At 45.2% G+C, this 18,482-nt stretch carries 21 protein-coding genes; 3 read left to right on the top strand and 18 right to left on the bottom strand.

The window, feature by feature from the left end; all coding sequences use genetic code 11:
* Nucleotides 1-2 precede the first annotated feature (2 nt).
* The 12 genes from ACKU35_RS10930 to rsfS all read right to left on the bottom strand — a co-directional run bounded on the left by ACKU35_RS10930 (nt 3) and on the right by rsfS (nt 9,303).
* Nucleotides 3-722, bottom strand: a complete 720-nt coding sequence (locus ACKU35_RS10930; protein ID WP_319759251.1) for a MotA/TolQ/ExbB proton channel family protein — start codon at nt 720-722, stop codon at nt 3-5.
* Between the two features lie 62 nt (nt 723-784).
* Nucleotides 785-1,531, bottom strand: a complete 747-nt coding sequence (locus ACKU35_RS10925) for an NAD-dependent deacylase (protein ID WP_319759250.1) — start codon at nt 1,529-1,531, stop codon at nt 785-787.
* 10 nt (nt 1,532-1,541) lie between these two features.
* Entirely contained in the window at nt 1,542-2,198 is a 657-nt protein-coding gene (locus ACKU35_RS10920) for a histidinol phosphate phosphatase domain-containing protein (RefSeq protein ID WP_319759249.1), read from the bottom strand.
* 9 nt (nt 2,199-2,207) lie between these two features.
* Nucleotides 2,208-2,687, bottom strand: coding sequence for a bifunctional nuclease family protein (locus ACKU35_RS10915; protein WP_319759248.1), 480 nt, complete (start codon nt 2,685-2,687; stop codon nt 2,208-2,210).
* On the bottom strand, nt 2,681-4,057 hold the full coding sequence (miaB, locus tag ACKU35_RS10910) for a tRNA (N6-isopentenyl adenosine(37)-C2)-methylthiotransferase MiaB (RefSeq protein ID WP_319759247.1): 1,377 nt from the start codon (nt 4,055-4,057) through the stop codon (nt 2,681-2,683). The genes ACKU35_RS10915 and miaB overlap by 7 nt, the downstream gene beginning before the upstream one ends.
* 353 nt (nt 4,058-4,410) lie before the next feature.
* Nucleotides 4,411-4,899, bottom strand: coding sequence for a hypothetical protein (locus tag ACKU35_RS10905; RefSeq protein ID WP_319759246.1), 489 nt, complete (start codon nt 4,897-4,899; stop codon nt 4,411-4,413).
* A gap of 303 nt (nt 4,900-5,202) precedes the next feature.
* Nucleotides 5,203-5,886 (bottom strand): hypothetical protein, encoded by a 684-nt coding sequence (locus tag ACKU35_RS10900; RefSeq protein WP_319759245.1) that lies wholly within the window; start codon nt 5,884-5,886, stop codon nt 5,203-5,205.
* A 55-nt stretch (nt 5,887-5,941) separates the two neighbouring features.
* A complete protein-coding gene (locus ACKU35_RS10895) occupies nt 5,942-6,199 on the bottom strand; it encodes a hypothetical protein (RefSeq protein ID WP_319759244.1) in 258 nt (85 codons plus the stop codon).
* 410 nt (nt 6,200-6,609) lie between these two features.
* Complete coding sequence (locus tag ACKU35_RS10890) at nt 6,610-6,867, bottom strand: hypothetical protein (RefSeq protein WP_319759243.1); 258 nt, start codon at nt 6,865-6,867, stop codon at nt 6,610-6,612.
* A gap of 249 nt (nt 6,868-7,116) precedes the next feature.
* Nucleotides 7,117-7,359, bottom strand: a complete 243-nt coding sequence (locus ACKU35_RS10885) for a hypothetical protein (RefSeq protein WP_319759242.1) — start codon at nt 7,357-7,359, stop codon at nt 7,117-7,119.
* Nucleotides 7,360-7,362: 3 nt separating this feature from the next.
* The gene (gene gpmI, locus ACKU35_RS10880) at nt 7,363-8,895 is read right to left on the bottom strand and encodes a 2,3-bisphosphoglycerate-independent phosphoglycerate mutase (RefSeq protein ID WP_319759241.1); all 1,533 of its coding nucleotides are present in this window, start codon (nt 8,893-8,895) and stop codon (nt 7,363-7,365) included.
* A 21-nt stretch (nt 8,896-8,916) separates the two neighbouring features.
* Nucleotides 8,917-9,303 carry a ribosome silencing factor gene (gene rsfS / locus ACKU35_RS10875; RefSeq protein WP_319759240.1) on the bottom strand — a complete coding sequence of 129 codons (387 nt, stop codon included), beginning with the start codon at nt 9,301-9,303 and terminating at the stop codon, nt 8,917-8,919.
* A gap of 555 nt (nt 9,304-9,858) precedes the next feature.
* Between rsfS and ACKU35_RS10870 the strand changes: the two genes are divergently transcribed.
* Nucleotides 9,859-11,166: a phenylacetate--CoA ligase gene (locus ACKU35_RS10870; RefSeq protein WP_319759239.1), complete on the top strand. Its 1,308-nt coding sequence runs from the start codon at nt 9,859-9,861 to the stop codon at nt 11,164-11,166.
* Between the two features lie 24 nt (nt 11,167-11,190).
* Nucleotides 11,191-11,622 carry an ACT domain-containing protein gene (locus ACKU35_RS10865; RefSeq protein ID WP_319759238.1) on the top strand — a complete coding sequence of 144 codons (432 nt, stop codon included), beginning with the start codon at nt 11,191-11,193 and terminating at the stop codon, nt 11,620-11,622.
* A 91-nt stretch (nt 11,623-11,713) separates the two neighbouring features.
* Here the strand turns inward: ACKU35_RS10865 and ACKU35_RS10860 are convergent, their stop codons facing one another.
* Nucleotides 11,714-12,730 carry a glycosyltransferase gene (locus ACKU35_RS10860; RefSeq protein WP_319759237.1) on the bottom strand — a complete coding sequence of 339 codons (1,017 nt, stop codon included), beginning with the start codon at nt 12,728-12,730 and terminating at the stop codon, nt 11,714-11,716.
* A gap of 106 nt (nt 12,731-12,836) precedes the next feature.
* Here ACKU35_RS10860 and ACKU35_RS10855 point away from each other — a divergent pair, with 106 nt between their 5' ends.
* Nucleotides 12,837-13,211 carry an Hpt domain-containing protein gene (locus tag ACKU35_RS10855; protein WP_319759236.1) on the top strand — a complete coding sequence of 125 codons (375 nt, stop codon included), beginning with the start codon at nt 12,837-12,839 and terminating at the stop codon, nt 13,209-13,211.
* Between the two features lie 91 nt (nt 13,212-13,302).
* On the opposite strand, the gene ACKU35_RS10850 is transcribed toward ACKU35_RS10855, so the two are convergent.
* The 5 genes from ACKU35_RS10850 to ACKU35_RS10830 form a co-directional block, all read right to left on the bottom strand.
* On the bottom strand, nt 13,303-15,183 hold the full coding sequence (locus ACKU35_RS10850; RefSeq protein ID WP_319759235.1) for a KUP/HAK/KT family potassium transporter: 1,881 nt from the start codon (nt 15,181-15,183) through the stop codon (nt 13,303-13,305).
* On the bottom strand, nt 15,149-15,610 hold the full coding sequence (locus tag ACKU35_RS10845; RefSeq protein WP_319759234.1) for a nuclear transport factor 2 family protein: 462 nt from the start codon (nt 15,608-15,610) through the stop codon (nt 15,149-15,151). The genes ACKU35_RS10850 and ACKU35_RS10845 overlap by 35 nt, the downstream gene beginning before the upstream one ends.
* Before the next feature lie 65 nt (nt 15,611-15,675).
* On the bottom strand, nt 15,676-16,284 hold the full coding sequence (locus ACKU35_RS10840) for an adenylyl-sulfate kinase (protein ID WP_319759233.1): 609 nt from the start codon (nt 16,282-16,284) through the stop codon (nt 15,676-15,678).
* On the bottom strand, nt 16,256-17,338 hold the full coding sequence (locus ACKU35_RS10835; protein WP_319759232.1) for a phosphotransferase: 1,083 nt from the start codon (nt 17,336-17,338) through the stop codon (nt 16,256-16,258). Before ACKU35_RS10835 ends, ACKU35_RS10840 begins: the two co-directional genes overlap by 29 nt.
* Nucleotides 17,339-17,491: 153 nt before the next feature.
* Nucleotides 17,492-18,424, bottom strand: a complete 933-nt coding sequence (locus ACKU35_RS10830; protein WP_319759231.1) for a carbohydrate kinase family protein — start codon at nt 18,422-18,424, stop codon at nt 17,492-17,494.
* Between the last annotated feature and the right edge of the window lie 58 nt (nt 18,425-18,482).

Below are 18,482 nucleotides of genomic sequence, written 5' to 3'. Positions count from 1 at the left end.
ACCTACTCCTCTGCGGCAGGATTTTTACCGGAAGGCTCAACCCAGGAAACTTCACGTTCAACACGATTGAGAAAAGTTCCCGCAAAGTTAACCAGTTCTGTTTCGATTCCGTTCAGCACACCCAGAAAAAAGTTATAAAAAATGGTCGCCGGGATCGCCACAGCAAGGCCGATGGCAGTTGCGATCAAAGCTTCGGAGATACCCGGAGCAACAGCCGCAAGAGCCGCGGATTTTGCAGCGCCTATGGAATGAAAGGAGTTCATGATTCCCCAGACAGTACCAAACAATCCGATAAACGGAGCACCGTTGGCACAGGTTGCCAGAAAAGAAAGTGACCCGCTCAGTTTTTTCATTTCCGAGCTGACCTTACGCCGCAGGATCCGGCGCAGTGTATCTTTGATCAGGCGGCGCTTATGGCTTGAGCTGACCGCCGATTTTTCCAGCACGCGATATTCCTTCACCGCTGCGGTTCCTATACGATTCAAGGGGGATGATTCAGTCTTGCTTATTTCAGTCAGGCCGCTGGAGAGAGAATCTGCATTCTCCATTATACTGTTGCCCTTGAGAATAAGATTCCGGGCCCTGCCGAAGGAAATAAGTTTCCAAAATATGATTGTCCAGCTCCAGAGGGACATGGCTGCCAGCAGGCAGAGCACACCTTTGACCACAATGGTGGCCTGATCGAGCATTGCGAAAATACCGCCCTGAGGTAAGAAATCCATACTGCACCGCACCTTTGTTTTACCGTCGCTTAAAAGCGCCCGGTATTTTAAATGAAATTATTTCAGCTCAGGTTCTGCACAATGGCAGGCAAAACCTCTTCCGCCCTGCCCCGGATGCACACATCACTCAGTGAGGTGTAGGCCGACGGAGCCATGTTTATCTCGATAATTTTGCCGCCTGCATCCTGAATCCTCGGAGGGATCAGACTTGCGGGGACAACATCGCCGGAAGTTCCGGCCACAATAACCAGATCGGATTGATCCGCCAGCTCAAACGCTGCTTTGTAGGCTTCCTGCGGAATCTGTTCACCATAGAAGACAAGATCGGGCCTGACAACTCCGTCACACTGCGGGCAGCGGACCGGAAGATCGACCTGTGGAGTTATCCTCTGAGCAGGAAAAGGCGAAAAACACTCCATGCAATAAAATTTGCTGCAATTGCCATGAAATTCAATAACATTCATAGATCCGGCACGCTGATGCAACCCATCAATATTCTGGGTGATCACACCATGAATGCCACCGCTTTTCTCGAGCTGGGCCAATGCCTCATGGCCGGCGTTCGGCTCAACACTTTGGATCATAGCGGCAGCGTCTATCAAAAAATTCCAGACAGTGGCCGGGTCGGCTTTTAAGGCTCTGATAGAGGCAACCTTTTCAGGATCATGCTTGGACCATAGACCGCCAGGGCTGCGAAAATCAGGTATGCCGCTGGCAACGGAAAGTCCCGCTCCGGTCAAGGCTATCGCGCATCTGGAATTGCTGATCAGCTGCACGGCCTGTTCTATGCCGGATTTCAATTTATCCATGACCTATCAATCAAGCTCGTTTCATAATTTTCTGCACAAGTTCACGGGAATTTTCCTCGGCCTGCGCGTATTCCTCAATGCTTAATCCTGCGCCGAGAGCAATCTTGCGCCGCATTTCCAGCCCGACCAGATCACCGGGAGCATGGGCATCGTTGTTGATGACCAGCTTGGCTCCGTGCTTACGAGCAAGCGCCGCCACATGTCCGTTAGTCAGGCTATGCCCCTTACGGGTTGTAATCTCGAGACATACCCCGTATTCAGCCGCCAGTTTTACTTCAACATCGGTAATCATGCCGGGATGGGCCAGCACATCCACTTTCGCCTCAATCGCCGCAAGGTTAGTCCCCTCCGCAACAGGCTCCACAATGGTCTCACCGTGACAGACCACAATCTGAGCTCCGGATTTACGGGCATACTCAGTCATTTCCCCGATCAATCCCGGAGGGACATGGGTCAACTCAACTCCGGCGAACACATCTATATCAAAATAATGACCGTGCTTCTTTGCAAATCTGCGAACATTTTCAAGAATAATATCAATGTTGCTTAAATCGGCATGGTCGGTCATCGCCATTGCGCGGTATCCCGCAACCTTGGCCCGCCTTGCCAGCTCCGCAGGGATAAGTTCCCCGTCACTGAACACGGTATGGGTATGAAAATCTATCATCTAATCGCCTTACATTTTATATTTAAAATCCTCAGGAGAAAGCTCTTCCAGCTCATCATCCCATCCGGACTTTTTTACAACCTTTTCTTCAATATCCTTGGTCCCGGCAGTATCGATAACCTTTTGGGCCACCCGAACAGGACACTCCGCACGCACGGCTAGAGCAATGGCATCAGAAGGACGGGAATCAATCGCTATAAGCTCTCCATCCTTACGCACTATTATTTCAGCATAAAAAGTTCCTTTATTGATATCAACTATATCAACTGAAGCTACTTCCCCGCCAAAAGTTGCGATAGTGCTTAAAAGCAGATCATGGGTCATCGGCCGGGGAAAGGAGACCTCATTTAGGACCAACGAAATAGCCATGGCCTCCATGGCCCCTATCCATATAGGCAGGACCATGCCCAGTTCTTCACTTTTCAATACCAGAACCGGGGTCTCAGTATCGCTTTCCACCGCCAGACCGTAAACCTGCATTTCTACCATGGCTCCCCCATTCTCTCGCCTACAAGGGAATGATTCTTAGCTTCAATGATCTTCACCTTAACCAGTTTGCCTCCGAGCTTCTGATCTTCAGCATAACCTTCAAAGTGAACATTGACCACCCGTCCGCCGGGATCTTTACCACGCCATGACATTCCGCCTGCTTCCTGCCGCTTGCTTGGCCGCTCCAGCAAAACAACGGTTTCACGACCCGTCAAAGTCTCTAGACTTTCTCTAGTAATACTATTTTGCCTTTCCTGCAAGCAGGCGAGCCTTGCCTGCGCAACATCTTCAGGAACTTTCGGCTTCATTTTAACTGCCGCGACTCCCGGACGGTCTGAATATTTAAATGAAAAGCTGCTCTCGTAGCGGACTCTTTCGAGCATATCCATGGTCTGTTCAAAATCTTCGTCCGTTTCACCGGGAAAGCCGACAATCAAATCCGTGGTCAGCGAAATATCAGGGCAGGCCTTTTTCAGCCCTTCCACTATACCGAGATAACGTTCACGATCATACTTGCGGCCCATCTTTTTCAAGATCCTATCTGAACCGGACTGCACAGGTAAATGCAGACTCGGACAAAGATTCGGAAGCTCGCCGAAAGCCTTGATCACCTCAGGGGCAATATCTTTGGGATGGGAGGTGGTAAAACGGATGCGCTCAAGCCCTTCAATCTCGGAAATTTTATAGAGCAACTGCGCGAAGCTTATATCATCGCCCTTCTTATCCATACCGAAACTGTTTACGTTCTGACCAAGCAGACATATCTCGCGAATACCGGACTCGACAAGATGGCGGCATTCCTTAATCACAGCTTCAGAAGAACGTGATTTCTGCCGGCCCCTTGTATACGGCACGATGCAGTAGGCGCAGAAGTTGTCGCAGCCCTGCATGATGTTGACGAAAGCCTGACCGGGAATGGTGCCGATGCCCGGAGGGATCAGATCGACATTGGGCTGCATCTCGCCGCCTTCACGTTCGGGATAATCCTTAAGAAAGTCATTAAGGACCAATCTTTTCTCATGATTAGCAGCGAGATCTTCCAGTGCGTCCGGTGCCTGAGCAATACCGTCGCTACCGAAAACAAGGCGTACGTGCGGAAATTTTTCAAGGAAGCCATCACCGATCTGCTGGGCCACACATCCGCCCACAGCAACGAAGCTACCTGGATTTTTGCATAAAGGAGCTAGACGCCCCAGCACGCTATAGACCTTCTGCTCCGGCTTATCTCGCACGGAACAGGTGTTAATAATAAATATATCTGCTTCAGATTCTTTAACAGCTGTCCAGCCACGGCTCTCCATGGCCCGGATCAGCCAGTCTGAATCGTGAACGTTCATCTGACATCCGAATGTTAGTACTGTAAATTTCATACCCGGCTCATACTCTATATATATATGATGGTAAAGCTTGGGGAGGTGGGGTGTACGAGTGGAAAATCGGGAAGACCAAGATCCCAAAGACTAAAATCTTCTTTATTCTTTGCTGCGCCGCACGCCGCTGTTGCTCCCGAAGCTCTGAGCCGGCACGAGCAGTTTTATCCTTCCTAGCCTGCTCTTGAGCATTAAATTGAGCCTGCTTACCAGCCAATTCCTTAGCAGCTTTTTCCATCTCACGAACTTGTCGCACGCAGTACTTGAGCATCGTATCGTTTTCTGGACACTCAGGAAGACCGGAGGATTTATTGTTTGTGTGATATATTCAGTTCTGATTGGTAGATTATTAGTTAGTGATTAGGTACTTCGATAAATGAATTCTTACCTGCAGCATAAGACAAAACAATCAGCGTAATACATTCAACTGAAAAAATAGGCGTATATAAATACAAATTTGTTTTTAACTGTACTAATAACCCAATAACACCGAACACAACACCATTAAAAGTAATTAACACGACACCTAACATCCAATTTAAAAAAGAAAATGACATTAACTTTTTAAAATTAAAACTCAGACTCGCGAATAAATATATTAGCGGACACAAAAGACCATAAAATAAAGATTCAATAACTAATTCTAGCGAGTATTTAAACACCAACTCATATTTCATATTAGGGAAAAGAGTATAAAATAATTCGGACACGACTTCTTTAAACCCATTATAACCACCCAGCAGTGGCACAACTGATATAGTAAACCAGCTAATCAACAACAAAACAAGGTAAACAAAAGTCATCCTAAATTGAAAATCAAATCTAACTATTTTTAAATTCATATCTCTGCAGGCAATACAACACAATGCGAATGAAACAAATAGACTTGATGTATAGACAGAAACATAGTCTGTAACTTCATTAAAAAAAAGATATAGCGAAGAACACACATAGTAGACATAAACACATATCAAGAAAGGATATCCCTTAATAATTGCCGATTTAATATCGTACAAAATTCGTTTTAAAATCATAATATTTCCAGACTTAACCCCTGTAAGGACAGAGAGATGCCATTACAGGGGCATTCTTTATTTTCGCTTACTCTTCAACGATTTATTCAGTTCTGAGTGGTAGATTATTAGTCAGTGATTAGGTACTTCGGCAAATGAATTCTTGCCTGCAGCATAAGACAAAATAATCAGCATAATATAGTTAAGTACAAAAAAAGGACTATATAAATATAATTCAGATTCGACCTGTACAAATAAAGTTAACACACCAAAAAAAACACCATTAACAGTAAGCAATACAGAGCCTACAAACCAATTAAAAACAGACAGATGCATAATTTTTTTAAAAGAGAAACTCAAACTAGCAAACAAATATATAAAAGGTGAAAAAAGACCATAGAACATAGACTCCATTACTACTTCTATTGGCCCTTTAAATGACAATTCATATTGCATATTAGGATAAATATCTAAAATAAAACTGGAAACATATTCTTTAAAATTAATGATATTAATGTTTATTAAAGAAGCTACCATTATAGTCAGCCAACAAATAAGCAACAAAGTCAAATAAACAAAAGTCATTCTAAATTGAAAATCAAATCTTATTATTTTCAGATTCATATCTCTGCAAGCAATACAACTTAAAGCAAACGAAACAAATAAACTTGAGGTATAAACAGACGCATAGTCAGTAATTCCATTAAAAAAACTGAATGTTATTATAGACACAAAATATATGTACACTAACAGCAATGACAGAAAACCCTTAACAATTGCTGATTTAATATCGTAGAAAATTTGTTTTAAAATCATAATTTTACCACAAGTATCCCTGCAACAGCATAAAATGATATTACAAGGAACTTTTTTATCTTCGCTTATCACCCTTCAAAACTTTATCAAAACCTGACAAAATACTTGTAATAGGCGTTACAACAGCGTCAGGAGTTGAAAGCTGAACATCTGCGTAATCCTTCAATCCATCCTGAACACCTGCCTTAATCGTATCAGCTCGATTCTTTTTCACATCATGATTACTACTAAAAATATCTGTAACCTTGCTTGGCTTAAGGTTTTTTGCAGCAGCGTTTTTCCTTTGCTGATTTCGTTTCTCTTTCTCCACCATATTCTGCCAACCTTGTTTGGCTGCATCAATGACCGGCTCATAAGCGGAACTGATTCACCTAAGCGATAAACAGCCCCCGAACCGTGGGTACGAGGGCTAAAAATTGATTTATGGCAATTGGTTTATTGTTTTACAGTTGTAACACCTATACCCTTCATCTTTTAATATGTAGTAAAGGCCTCTAACAGCGAGAACAATAGAAAATGAAAACCCACTAATATGGTCTAGAACAAAAAAACCTACAGTTAGGCCGGCAGCTAGCAATAGGCTCGTATACCCAACTATTCTGTTAGGAGTCACAATATATTTATGGCCACAATTTGGACAAATTATTTCATTTTGTGAACGAAAGACAATCTTGATTAGTAAAGCCGTGTATAAAGCCAAGATTATGACAATTATCGCGAATCTCATTTTTTGAAATCCTTATTATTTATGTGGGGCTTAGCACTACCAAGAATCCCAGATAAATCGTCCAAATCCTTTTTATCAATACCAAGCATATCGGAAAAGGCCTTGTAGCCAGTTACTTCAATTGCACCGACAGATGCACCATAGAACCCTCCACCGAAATTTGATCCCCTGCGACTTGCTCCGCCAAAATCGCCACGCAACCCGTGACAGTCTACTCCGTCAACCGGGTCATCAGCAAAAATCCCCATAAACATCAACATCTCCGCCAGCCAAACCCAAGTGGGATATCCACCCACGCATGAGTATTGACTAATTTATTTCCAAACGAATCACATATAATTCGCTTTACCTCATTCCCCTCACCATTAGCAACCATATAATTATGTCAGCAAGTTATCGTTAAAGATAAAAACAGATATTCTAAACCACATAGACATAAAAACAAAAAAAGAGCCTCCTGCACACGCAGAAAGCTCTCTTCTCAAAATTATATTTACTACAGCTTAGAAAAAATCAGGATCCACAGCAGCCTTGCCGTTTTCAAGCATGGTTTTGTAAAATCTGACTACCTTTTCATCAACCGGAACTATTGGAAAATTCTTCCGGCACGCATCGCAGGTAGCCATTGCTGGCTGCGTGGGTGCTATGTAAGGCACTTCCCGGCCGCAAAACGGACAGGGAAACATAAAAATTATCTCCATCCCATTCGGTTTGACCGGAGATAACGGTTTGCGGTTCTCAGACATTAATTATCCTTTTAAAAGGTCTTTTCCGGTCATTTCTTCAGGAACGGAAATGCCCATATGATTCAAAATTGTGGGTGCTATGTCGCAAAGTGCTCCTGACTCAGGTTCCTTGCCATTGAATGCGTCACCAATGAAGACCAATGGAACTTTGTTCAAGCTGTGCGCTGTCTGCGGACCGCCATCGGCATCGATCATTTCCTCAGCGTTACCGTGGTCGGCAGTGAGAAAGATAGAACCGCCCTGCGCTTTAACCGCTTCAACAATCCTTCCGACACACGCATCTACAGCCTCACAAGCTTTAATAGCTGCCGGGATAATGCCCGAATGACCGACCATATCAAGATTGGCAAGGTTGCATATACAAAGAGAATAATCGGGCAAAGCGCCAATCAGTTTCTCGGTCACTTCTTCGGCACTCATCTGAGGCTTGAGATCATAAGTAGCGACTTCACGCGGAGATGGAACGAGGATGCGGTCTTCACCTTCAAAAGGTTCTTCACGTCCGCCGTTCATAAAATATGTCACGTGGGCATACTTTTCAGTTTCCGCAATACGCAACTGCTTCAGGCCCTTATCCGCAATCACTTCCCCGATGGGGTTGCTGATATTTAGCGGAGGGAATGCATTCGGGAAAGGAAAATCAGACTCATACTGAGTCATGGTTACAAACCCGCTGAATTCAGGAACCGCAGGACGAGCGAATTCACTGAAATCCTTCAGCGCGAGCACCCGGCAAAGCTGACGGGCCCGGTCTGCGCGGAAATTAAAGAAAAAGACACCGTCACCGTCTTTCAAAGTGCCGTCCACACCCGAAAGAACGCGGGGCTTGATAAACTCATCCGTTTCACCCGCGGCATATGCGTCTTTGACAGCCTGAACCGGATCGGCCGCGGCTTGTCCTTCACCAAGGACCAGCGCCTTGTAGGAAAGTTCATTACGCTCGTAATGCTTATCGCGATCCATGGAGTAATAACGACCGGAAATTGTGGCAACTTTGCCGGCCCCGATTTCCGCCATCTTGTCCACTAGCTTCTGCATGTAAACCTGCCCGCTGGTAGGCGAGGTATCGCGACCGTCCATGAAGGCATGAACAAGAATTTCCTTAATCCCGGCATCCTTGGCAACTTCAATCAAGGAGAAAAGATGGTTGATGTGTGAATGCACACCGCCATCGGAAAGAAGCCCCATGTAATGCAGACGTCCATCCGCCGCTTTCACATCATCCATGAGAGAACTGATAACTTTATTGGCTGCCAGTTCCTGTTTTTCAATGGCAATGTCAATGCGGGTCATGTCCTGATAAACAACCCGGCCTGCACCGATGTTAGTATGACCAACTTCGGAGTTACCCATGAATCCATCAGGAAGGCCTACTGCTCGGCCTGAACATTTAAGCTGGGCCTGCGGGCATTTTCCCAAAAGTCCGTCCAGAACAGGAGTGTTGGCAAGTTTAACTGCGTTGCCTTTACCTTCAGGGGCAATTCCCCAACCATCCAGAATCAGCAGGACGGAAGGAGCACCGATTTGCTCAGACATGATAAATTTCCTTGCGCAGGGCTAATCCTGCGGCTTGAGTTTTAGGTCAATTCTTTTACCTTCGGACCAGAGACCTTCAACGTTATAAAATCCTCGATTATCTTCCTGAAAAATATGTAAAATTATGTCGTTCAGATCGAGAAGAATCCAGTCCCCGGTTTTATAGCCTTCCATTCCGAGATATTCGATATTTTCCTTGGAAAGCTCTTCCAGTACAAAGTCGGCCAAAGCCTGTGCATGGCGAACGCCTTTTGCTCCGGCAACCATCACAACCTCAGCGATGGGGCAAATGCCCTGCACATCCACTGCGGAAACTTCACTGGCCTGTTTTTCGTCCAACCACTCAGCAACGAGCTGAACTTTATCCTTAGTATCGATCTGTTTAAATTTCTTTTCTTTAGTTTTCATTCTTTTGGTTTGAATAACCGGCGCCCCATTTAGGAGGAAACGCACTTGAGTCAGGATCGTAAATAGCGGAAATAAAGGGCTTAACACCCCTGTGTGCCGGAGGTCCAATACTCCCGGCCAACAACAGTTCTCCACATTTCGTCCATAGTACAATAAGATTATATAGAGAATTTATGCCTGCTACGCAATCATTACTGTAACGTAGTTTTATTTAATATTCAAATTCGAAAATTGTTTTCATTTCCGAACAGCTAATTTCTGAAATTAAAAACTATACACAAACAAATATACACTAACATTGATGAAACAAACATTTTTTTATGAGCATCCGGGTTGACGGTCGAGGAGTACTTATGCATTATATGCCCCATGAATAACCACGTCTTTTTTTCCTTTTTCTTTTTTTCCTTTTTTAGGACTGAAATATAGTCATCCCGTGGTTATGGGCAAAACACACTGATCGAGAGTTTACCGGGCCACGGGCGAAATCCCGTGGCCTTTTTTTTGTGCAACTAAAACCCCTATACCGGGATCAGCCATATCAGGAGGCAAGTGATGATCTTCGACGTAGACAAAGAGACCATGCCAAGGGAAGAGCTGGAAGAACTACAGCTCAGGCGACTTAAACAGCTTTGTGAACGCGTTTATGCCAATGTTCCTTTTTACACCAAAAAATTCAAGGAACTGGGGATTGAGCCGAAAGACATCAATTCCCTTGCCGATCTCACCCGGCTGCCGTTTACTGAAAAACAGGATCTGCGCAATCACTATCCTTTCGGTTTATTTGCTGTTTCCCGCGAGAATATAGTACGCATCCATTCCTCCTCCGGCACTACCGGTAAGGCTACTGTTGTAGGCTACACCAAACGAGATATCAAAAATTGGGCAAATATGATGGCCCGCTCTTTCGCAATCGCAGGAGCAACCTCTGAAGACAGCATCCACAATGCTTACGGATACGGACTCTTTACCGGGGGGCTCGGTGCCCATTACGGCGCGGAAGCTCTGGGAGCAACAATCATCCCGGTTTCCGGCGGCGGCACCAGACGCCAGGTAATGCTGCTTAAAGATTTCGGTGCGGATGTAATCTGCTGTACTCCTTCCTACGCTCTTTTCCTCTACGAAACAGGTAAGGAAATGGGTATCGATTTCAGCAAGCTGCCCTTAAGAATCGGTGTTTTCGGTGCCGAACCATGGACCGAATCCATGCGCAGGGATATCGAAAACAAACTGCACATCAAGGCACTGGACATCTACGGACTTTCCGAAATCATGGGTCCCGGCGTTGCCATGGAATGCGCCGAAGAGCAGAACGGCCTGCACATCATGGAAGATCACTTCCTGCCTGAAATCATCAACCCGGAAACAGGCGAACACGTTGCTCCCGGTGAAATCGGCGAACTGGTGATAACCACCCTGACTAAAGAAGGTATCCCGCTCATCCGTTACCGCACCCGCGACCTGACCCGCCTGAATTACACCGCCTGCCGTTGCGGACGCACATTTGCCCGTATGCAGCGTATAACCGGACGCAGTGACGACATGCTCATCATCCGCGGCGTAAACGTTTTCCCATCACAGATTGAGTCCATCCTCATCGAAACCGAAGGTCTCTCGCCCCATTACCAGCTGGTGGTTGAGCGCGACGGAAACCTCGACATCCTGACAGTTAAGGTGGAAATTTCCGGTGCCTCCTTCTCTGATGAAATTAAAAATTTACAGCGTCTCGAAAGAAAGATACAAAAAACTATTAAGGAATTCCTTGGCGTAACCGCACGAGTCAAGCTTGTGGAGCCCAAATCCATTGAACGTTCCGTTGGCAAGGCCCAGAGAATTATCGATCTGCGTAAGCAGGACCAGTAAACCTATCATAAGCGAGGAAACACCATGAAATGTGACCAGCTATCTATATTTCTTGAAAACCGTTCCGGTAGACTGGCGGAAGTTACCCGTCTACTTACCGAAAACAAAGTCAATATCCGTGCCCTCTCACTGGCCGACACATCCGATTTCGGCATCCTGAGACTTATCGTATCTGACTTTGAAACCGCACAGAAGGTGCTCAAAGAAGCGGGCTTCACCGTAGGCAAAACCTCTGTGGTTGCTGTTGTCGTAGACGACCAGCCCGGTGGACTGCACAACCTGCTGGAAATGCTGCGCGGCTCAGGCATCAACGTGGAATACATGTATGCCTTCGTCCACCAGTCCGGCTCAAATGCCGTGATCATTTTCCGCTTCGACCGTACCGATCAGGCTATTGAACTGCTTAATGAAAAACAGATTAAAATGATCCCCAGCGACGAACTTTGTAAGCTGTAAGGCTAAAACCAAAAAAACGTTTAAGGGAGATTTTAACTTTCATAAGTTAAAATCTCCCTTTTTAATTTTTACTATATTTCCAGATTAATTATCAGCGGGACATTGAACAACCCATTCGGGCCTCGACTAGACGATGCTGTTCATTATTCAAATTAGTTATCAAAGGTGAGGATAGAACCTGTTCAGGACTTAACACACCTTGGCTCAGGCTATGCTCACAAATTGAAAGCCAGCGTTGGGCCAGTTCAAAATCAAAACAGAAAGGCAGGACATACCCATGCAAAAGGTTGGCCTTCTGTAAACGCAAGAGCCATTCTTCCGCTTTCCACTGCATCAACTGCATATCCATCTCGGAAAGAGAATTGCCCGCTATAGCATTGTGAAGGACTATTTCTTCATCAGAAAAATCGACCCCGATATACTGCAATAATTTTTGCCTGAGGATTGAGCATGACCGCAACTGATCTTTAAAATGGCGATGAGAAATATTATCGCCTTTATTTTCAAATTTGTAGACAAGTGGTTCCGGGATATTTGCAAAAGAAATTTCTTTGTCAATGGACATATCGACCCAAAGCCCATAGTCCTCGCAATGCCTGTATCCATCATTGTATCGATGGTTTTCAAAAACATCACGTCTAAAAATCATTGAAGGATGCACAAGCGGATTATTGAAAAGCATCCGTGCTTTTATATCTCCGTCCTGCGTAGGTAATTTTTGAATATTTTTCTGCTGATTACGGTCAATAATATAACACCAAGCCCCGGAAACGCTGATATTTTTATTCATTTCCATGAACTCAATCTGTCTCCCTACTCTGTTTTCGTGGCAGACATCATCAGCATCCAACCTCATGATATATTTTGCATCAATCATATCTATCCCAGCATTCAAGGCCTTCACAAGCCCCCTATTTTCATCGAAGGTATGAACTTTTATTCTGGGATCGGAAAACCGGGAAATAGCTTCAAGGGTACCATCAGTTGAACCATCATCTATTATGCAGATTTCAAAATCAGGATAATTCTGATTCAGCAGAGACCTCAGAGACCTTGATACCGTCTTTTGAGCATTATATACTGGTAATAGGACAGATAAATTTGGCATAAGAATTTTCTATGCAATTTCTTTTATAATAGTCAAGATTGTACAATATATGAGCAATAAATAATATTACATTTCATTGTCCTTTCAGCAGCTGAAAATTGTGGTAATGGATTTAGATTTGGATTATGTTGTGCTGATGGAAAATATCGAAATAATAAATAAGGACTGGCTGTCTTCCATGGCCTCCACGAAAAAAGAATTCCTGACCAAACTTTTCGGGGTTTTTCTTCGTGATGAACCCGCGCGGGTTACCAAAATAAGGGAAGCTTTTGAAGCAGAACATATGGATGAGCTTAAATATCTAGCCCATTCACTGAAAGGAGCTGCGGCAACAATGGGAGCGGACAGGGTTCGTGAAGCCTGCCTCAGACTTGAGTACAGCGCACGTGACGGAGACAAAGAACTTTCGAAGAAGAACCTGCTTGTTCTTGAAGAAGAAATGAAGCTTGTTTACGATTTTATGAGCGATTTTATCCATTAGCAAGACTGCTGTCCGTTTTTCACTATCTACATCTGGTCATCCGGCAAAAGGCGTTGTATTCAGTTCAAAATTCCGCGCTGAATACAACCTTTTATACTGTGACAGTTATACCTATGCTGATAACCTTATCAGCCGGAAGACGCAGGTAATCAAGAGGATCTTCCGAAACAGAACTCAATAGAATGAAAAGCTTTCTCCTAAGCAAATGCACTCTATTTTCGCTGTTGAACCGTAATTGCATTCGCCCAAGATAAAAATAACTGTCTGTACTGCTAAGACCCAATTGATTCCAAGTCTGCACTAAGGTCAGCGAAAGATTTGGCTTCTCCATGAATCCGTAGTTCACTGTCATCCAATAAATATTTTTATCAATAGTTCTCAAGGAAATACGTCTGTGTGAATCGAGATAAGGTTCGCTGGATGTCTTCACCCGCAAAAAGACAAGTTTTTCATGCACTACCCGATTGTTTCGTAAATGCTGCAGAAAAGCGTGAGGCACCAACTCGGAAGCGGAAAGGAAAACAGCCTCTCCCGGGACTTTGGCCAGCATGTATTTTTCAATTTCAGATTCCAGATCGGAGACTTCAAGCCCGCGAACCTGCAATAGTTCGCGAAGCCTAGCCCTTCCCCATAGCCAGACAAACATCCCGTAAGCAATCAGCCCCGCCAGTAAAAGGGGAAACCATCCGCCACCGCTCAGCTTGGTAAAGTTTACTATAAAAAAACCAAGATCGAAAACTGCGAAAAAAAAGGTAACTACAACAGCGAGTATCCACGGACAGTTTCGCACCTTACGCAGGTAGAACCAGAACAGGTATGTAGTGATGACCATAGTCCCGGTAATCGCTATACCGTAAGCACCTGCCATGTTTTGCGATTCTTTAAATACGACCACCAGCAGAAAGCACATCGCGGCCATGATCCAGTTCACGGAACGCACATAAACCTGGCCGGGATTATCTTCCGAGGTCTGCAAAATGCGGATTCGGGGAACAAACCCGAGGTGAACAGCCTGCGCAGTAAGTGAAAATGCTCCTGAAATGATGGCCTGCGAGGCAATTATCGCCGCAAATGTTGCCAATACAACCATCGGAATGGTCATAATTTTCGGAAAAAGACTGAAAAAAGGATTCAGGATCGAGTGGGGATTCCTGATCAACATGGCTCCCTGACCGAGGTAATTCAGCAGCAGGCTGGGCAAAGCCACGCAATACCATGCAAGGGTGATCGGCCTGCGCCCGAAATGCCCCATATCAGCGAAAAGAGCCTCTCCACCGGTAACACAGAGGACAACCGCACCAAGAACCATGCATCCGGCCAAACCGTTATGCGAAAAAAAACTGATGGCGTAATAGGGTCTGAAAGCCTGCAGCACTTCCAGATTACCCATAGCGGAGAAAAGCCCGAAGGCACCAATCATGCCGAACCATACCAGCATAACAGGTCCGAACAACCGGCCTATTTTTTCGGTTCCGCTACTCTGAAAAGCAAACAAAAAAAACAGAATTACGCAGGCGATATGAGGCGTGAACCGGTGCGCGGCAGTGGTAACAACATCCAGCCCTTCAATAGCGGAAAGCACGGATATCGCCGGGGTAATTACCCCGTCACCATAAAGTAATGCCCCACCGACCATGGCCGCGAAAAGCATAAACGATGCAGACCGTTGCCCACCTCCACTGACCAGTTCGTACAGGGCAAAAATTCCGCCCTCGCCTTCATTATCCGCAGCCATTACAAAAGTAACGTACTTCAGGCAGATTACGATCAGCAATGACCATATTATGAGCGAGAGCACCCCCAAAACGTTCACGGGAGTAAGCGCTACGGCATGGTGGCCGCTGAAACAAGCTTTCATCGCATAGAGCGGACTGGTTCCTATATCACCGAAAACAACACCCAGAGCCCCCAGAGCGAGAGCTGCGTGCTTGTTTTTACTACTCAGCTTTGCGGCCATAGTCTTCTTTTTCAATCAGCCACTTGCCATCTTTACGCAAGAACTCAAAAGTAGGATTAAATTTACCACGCCCGTCGTTACTGCGATAATCCCATTTTAGCCGTACGCTGCATTTATCACCATCAAGATCGAAAGAGGTGATTTTAAACAGACGGAGCTTAAAGGAGCTTTCCACCCAGTAAGAAGAGCATCGGGGCAGACTTTCACTGAAATCCGAAAACAGATGCTGTTCCTCTGATTTACAGGGAAAAGACATTATCACCGCATTCTTTGCATAAAGAGCCCTGACGGCATCAAAATTACGGAGATTGTACGCATCCTTGTAATTAAACAAAACGTCCTCAATCTGACTCCGCACCTCTTCTTCCCCGGAAGCAAAGGCCGGAAAGGCAGCGGAAAGGACCACCAGCAGCATCAAAATCGAGAGCAAAATTTTTCTCACAGCAAACACCTTCTGATTGTTATTTATTGTAACTGAGTACTCTTTAAAACATTTTTAAATAAAAATCAGCAAATGCCATTCATCCTGCGCCACTTTTGCAGACAATTAATAACAGCATCACAAACTTCATCGGTATTTTTATCATCCGTATCCACAATGCATTCAGCGTTTGGATCCTCTTGAAACTTCACATCCACACCTACAACATCACCTAGATTCTCAAATTGTTTACCGGTGCGCTGGCGTTCCAGGGCTTTCTCATACAACCCGGCCATGACCAATCCCTGCTGCCTTCCTGCTTCGCGCTTCATCGCCATATCTACTGGGCAACGCAGATAAACTTCAGCAAAAAACTGTATCCTTTCGCGGGCATCATCACGCCAGCATTTCTCATTGGCCACTCCGTCTATGATCACACAACGCCCGGATTCCATTATGGAAACAGCATCTTCAACCAAAAGGCTATAAGCCCGCTGCCGTTCATCGCAGGTATATTCAGGGTTGGGAGTGTAGAGTTTTCGCCGCTCATCCATACTCAGCAAAAAAACTTTTAAACCTTCATTTTTAAGATGTTCATGAAGCTTTACGGCAACAGAACTTTTGCCGCATCCGGGCAGACCTGTAATCCAGACAGCCCAATTCTTCTTAACGCATATACCGTTCAAACTGGACATAATCAAAGACCTCGTCCTCAAGGACATTTTCTATAAACCGCATTAGCGAATCACGTACTTCCTGCGGATGATCCGGATACCATGTCGGAGAAGCTATCACCAATCCCCGGAAGACAAAAAAAGGAGCCATGACCTGCAATATCTCAACATCCCCGGTGTCTTCAAGATATTTATCCATATAAGTCATATACATTGTTCGGAATTTACTTGAAAAGCTACCATCAGCGTATAGACCGAAGAGTATATAATTAGTCGCCATGCAACAAAGATCACCGGCAGGCTCCCCCCATTCGCCACGGCTGCGATCAAGCACACTGAAACCGTCCGGACCGCCCATAAGCACATTCCACGGATGATAATCGCCATGCACGGCACAAAGACGGTGGGTGTAATGACTAAGTTTCCACCGCCAATCAATGAGTTTCTTTTCCATCCTTACAAACCGCTCCTGCGCGTAAAAATCACAGGGATGGTCAAAAGCCTCATCCACCAGTCCCATAATACATTCACTCGAACCTATAAGATCGCGCACACGACGCTTGTAAAGGTGCGGGGCTTCCTTTTTTATGGAATGGATCTCGCCCAACCACCCGGCAAGTTCAGCGGCATTTTGTACATCCTGCTCCTGAAAATCGCCTTTACGGATACGGTCAAGGTCATGAAAATAGTCGTACCCCTGCAACTTTTCATTGAGAATAAAAAATTCCTGAGGTCGATCAAGCGGGCACATCCTACCGTCTCTATTGATATAGCCTAAACCCATAGGTTTTACATGGCGCGGCAAAGCAGCTGAAGTCTCGTACTGAAACATCAACACAGCAGCCCGGTCCCAATAGAACTGATGTCCGTAATTATCCCCTTTCATGATTGAAATAACGGTCTCCTGCTCCTTGCCGTCCACCTTAAAAACAACAAGTAAGGGCTTGCCATATCCGAATTTCTTCATTCCCTGCTTTTCCAGTGTACCAATGGCTCCGTAATCCACGAGAGAAGCCCCGGAGCCAAAAGCCTCCTTTAAATATTGCTCAAGCATTGAAGCGGTAATTTCAATCATGACACATCCTCCGGATTTTATACCGAGGATACATTAACAAAATGGATACGGACACCCCCTTTTTTACAAAAAATAATCAAGTTACCAAAAAAAAATGCCGGAATCCTGAATTCAGGATCCCGGCAGAATACCGTAGTTAGTAAGCCTTATATCTTAAAGCTTACCGAAATTGCTCTCGTAACGGGCCCAGAACTCTTCTTCTGTATAAGACTGTTCCTGAGTGCCGAGCTTTTCGACACAATAGACAGCGCTGACCGCACCGATGTGAGCCGCTTCAACAAGACTTTTGCCCATGACCAGCCCTTTTATCAAACCGGCGCGAAAAGCATCACCTGCTCCGGTGGGGTCTTCCACAACTTCAGCCTTGGCTGCGGGGACTTTGGTTTCACCGTCTTTTTCAACAACGAGACAGCCCTGCTCGCCCAAAGTAACTATAATGGAATCACAGATTTCCATCAGTTCATCTCTGGTTTTGCCGGTGGATTTCATGATCATTTCCAGTTCGTAGTCATTCGAGACGAGTATTTTGCAACCGCCGATCATATCAAGCAGCTGCTCACCGCTGAACGCAGGAATATTCTGGCCCGGATCATAAATGTAGGGCAGTCCCTTTTCACGGTAAACCTTCGGAAAATTCTGCATATCATCGAGGTTACCGGGGGAGACGATTGCCAGCGCGTCAGCGGGATTCACAGCGGAGAAATCGTAATCGCAACCGTATTTCATCGCACCGGGATTAAAACCGGTAATCTGGTTATCAGCTTTATCAGTAGTGATATAGGCACCGGCGGTAAATTCATCATCCACCCGCTTAATACCTTCACGGGTAATTTTGTTATCGTCCAGCCATTTTTCGTAGCCGTCGAAATCCTTTCCCGCAGTACCGAGAATCACGGGTTTTTCATCAAGCATGGAAAGTGCGTATGCAATGTTTCCAGCAGTACCGCCGAAGCGTTCATCAAGACCGTCCACCAGAAAACACACATTGAGCATATGGATCTTATCGGGCAGGATATGATCTGAAAAACTACCGGGAAAACTCATAATTCTATCATAGGCCAACGAGCCGGAAACCAATATCTGCATTTAATTATACTCCTGAATGAAATTTGGATCAGGCAAAAAAAGTCTCTGCCCGCCTAAG

This window comes from Maridesulfovibrio sp. (assembly GCF_963676065.1).
In the GTDB taxonomy this organism is placed as follows: Bacteria; Desulfobacterota; Desulfovibrionia; order Desulfovibrionales; family Desulfovibrionaceae; genus Maridesulfovibrio.
This window is presented reverse-complemented; position numbering and strand designations above follow the sequence as displayed.

Bases quoted from the DNA above. Each gene is read 5' to 3' on its own strand.
- ACKU35_RS10855 (WP_319759236.1), top strand. From the start codon at position 12,837: ATGGATTTAGATTTGGATTATGTTGTGCTGATGGAAAATATCGAAATA.
- ACKU35_RS10830 (WP_319759231.1), bottom strand. From the start codon at position 18,424: ATGCAGATATTGGTTTCCGGCTCGTTGGCCTATGATAGAATTATGAGT.
- gpmI (WP_319759241.1), bottom strand. From the start codon at position 8,895: ATGTCTGAGCAAATCGGTGCTCCTTCCGTCCTGCTGATTCTGGATGGT.
- ACKU35_RS10870 (WP_319759239.1), top strand. From the start codon at position 9,859: ATGATCTTCGACGTAGACAAAGAGACCATGCCAAGGGAAGAGCTGGAA.
- ACKU35_RS10925 (WP_319759250.1), bottom strand. From the start codon at position 1,531: ATGGATAAATTGAAATCCGGCATAGAACAGGCCGTGCAGCTGATCAGC.
- ACKU35_RS10860 (WP_319759237.1), bottom strand. From the start codon at position 12,730: ATGCCAAATTTATCTGTCCTATTACCAGTATATAATGCTCAAAAGACG.
- rsfS (WP_319759240.1), bottom strand. From the start codon at position 9,303: ATGAAAACTAAAGAAAAGAAATTTAAACAGATCGATACTAAGGATAAA.
- miaB (WP_319759247.1), bottom strand. From the start codon at position 4,057: ATGAAATTTACAGTACTAACATTCGGATGTCAGATGAACGTTCACGAT.
- ACKU35_RS10905 (WP_319759246.1), bottom strand. From the start codon at position 4,899: ATGAATTTAAAAATAGTTAGATTTGATTTTCAATTTAGGATGACTTTT.
- ACKU35_RS10900 (WP_319759245.1), bottom strand. From the start codon at position 5,886: ATGATTTTAAAACAAATTTTCTACGATATTAAATCAGCAATTGTTAAG.
- ACKU35_RS10840 (WP_319759233.1), bottom strand. From the start codon at position 16,284: ATGTCCAGTTTGAACGGTATATGCGTTAAGAAGAATTGGGCTGTCTGG.
- ACKU35_RS10835 (WP_319759232.1), bottom strand. From the start codon at position 17,338: ATGATTGAAATTACCGCTTCAATGCTTGAGCAATATTTAAAGGAGGCT.
- ACKU35_RS10885 (WP_319759242.1), bottom strand. From the start codon at position 7,359: ATGTCTGAGAACCGCAAACCGTTATCTCCGGTCAAACCGAATGGGATG.
- ACKU35_RS10930 (WP_319759251.1), bottom strand. From the start codon at position 722: ATGGATTTCTTACCTCAGGGCGGTATTTTCGCAATGCTCGATCAGGCC.
- ACKU35_RS10915 (WP_319759248.1), bottom strand. From the start codon at position 2,687: ATGGTAGAAATGCAGGTTTACGGTCTGGCGGTGGAAAGCGATACTGAG.
- ACKU35_RS10895 (WP_319759244.1), bottom strand. From the start codon at position 6,199: ATGGTGGAGAAAGAGAAACGAAATCAGCAAAGGAAAAACGCTGCTGCA.
- ACKU35_RS10865 (WP_319759238.1), top strand. From the start codon at position 11,191: ATGAAATGTGACCAGCTATCTATATTTCTTGAAAACCGTTCCGGTAGA.
- ACKU35_RS10890 (WP_319759243.1), bottom strand. From the start codon at position 6,867: ATGTTTATGGGGATTTTTGCTGATGACCCGGTTGACGGAGTAGACTGT.
- ACKU35_RS10920 (WP_319759249.1), bottom strand. From the start codon at position 2,198: ATGATAGATTTTCATACCCATACCGTGTTCAGTGACGGGGAACTTATC.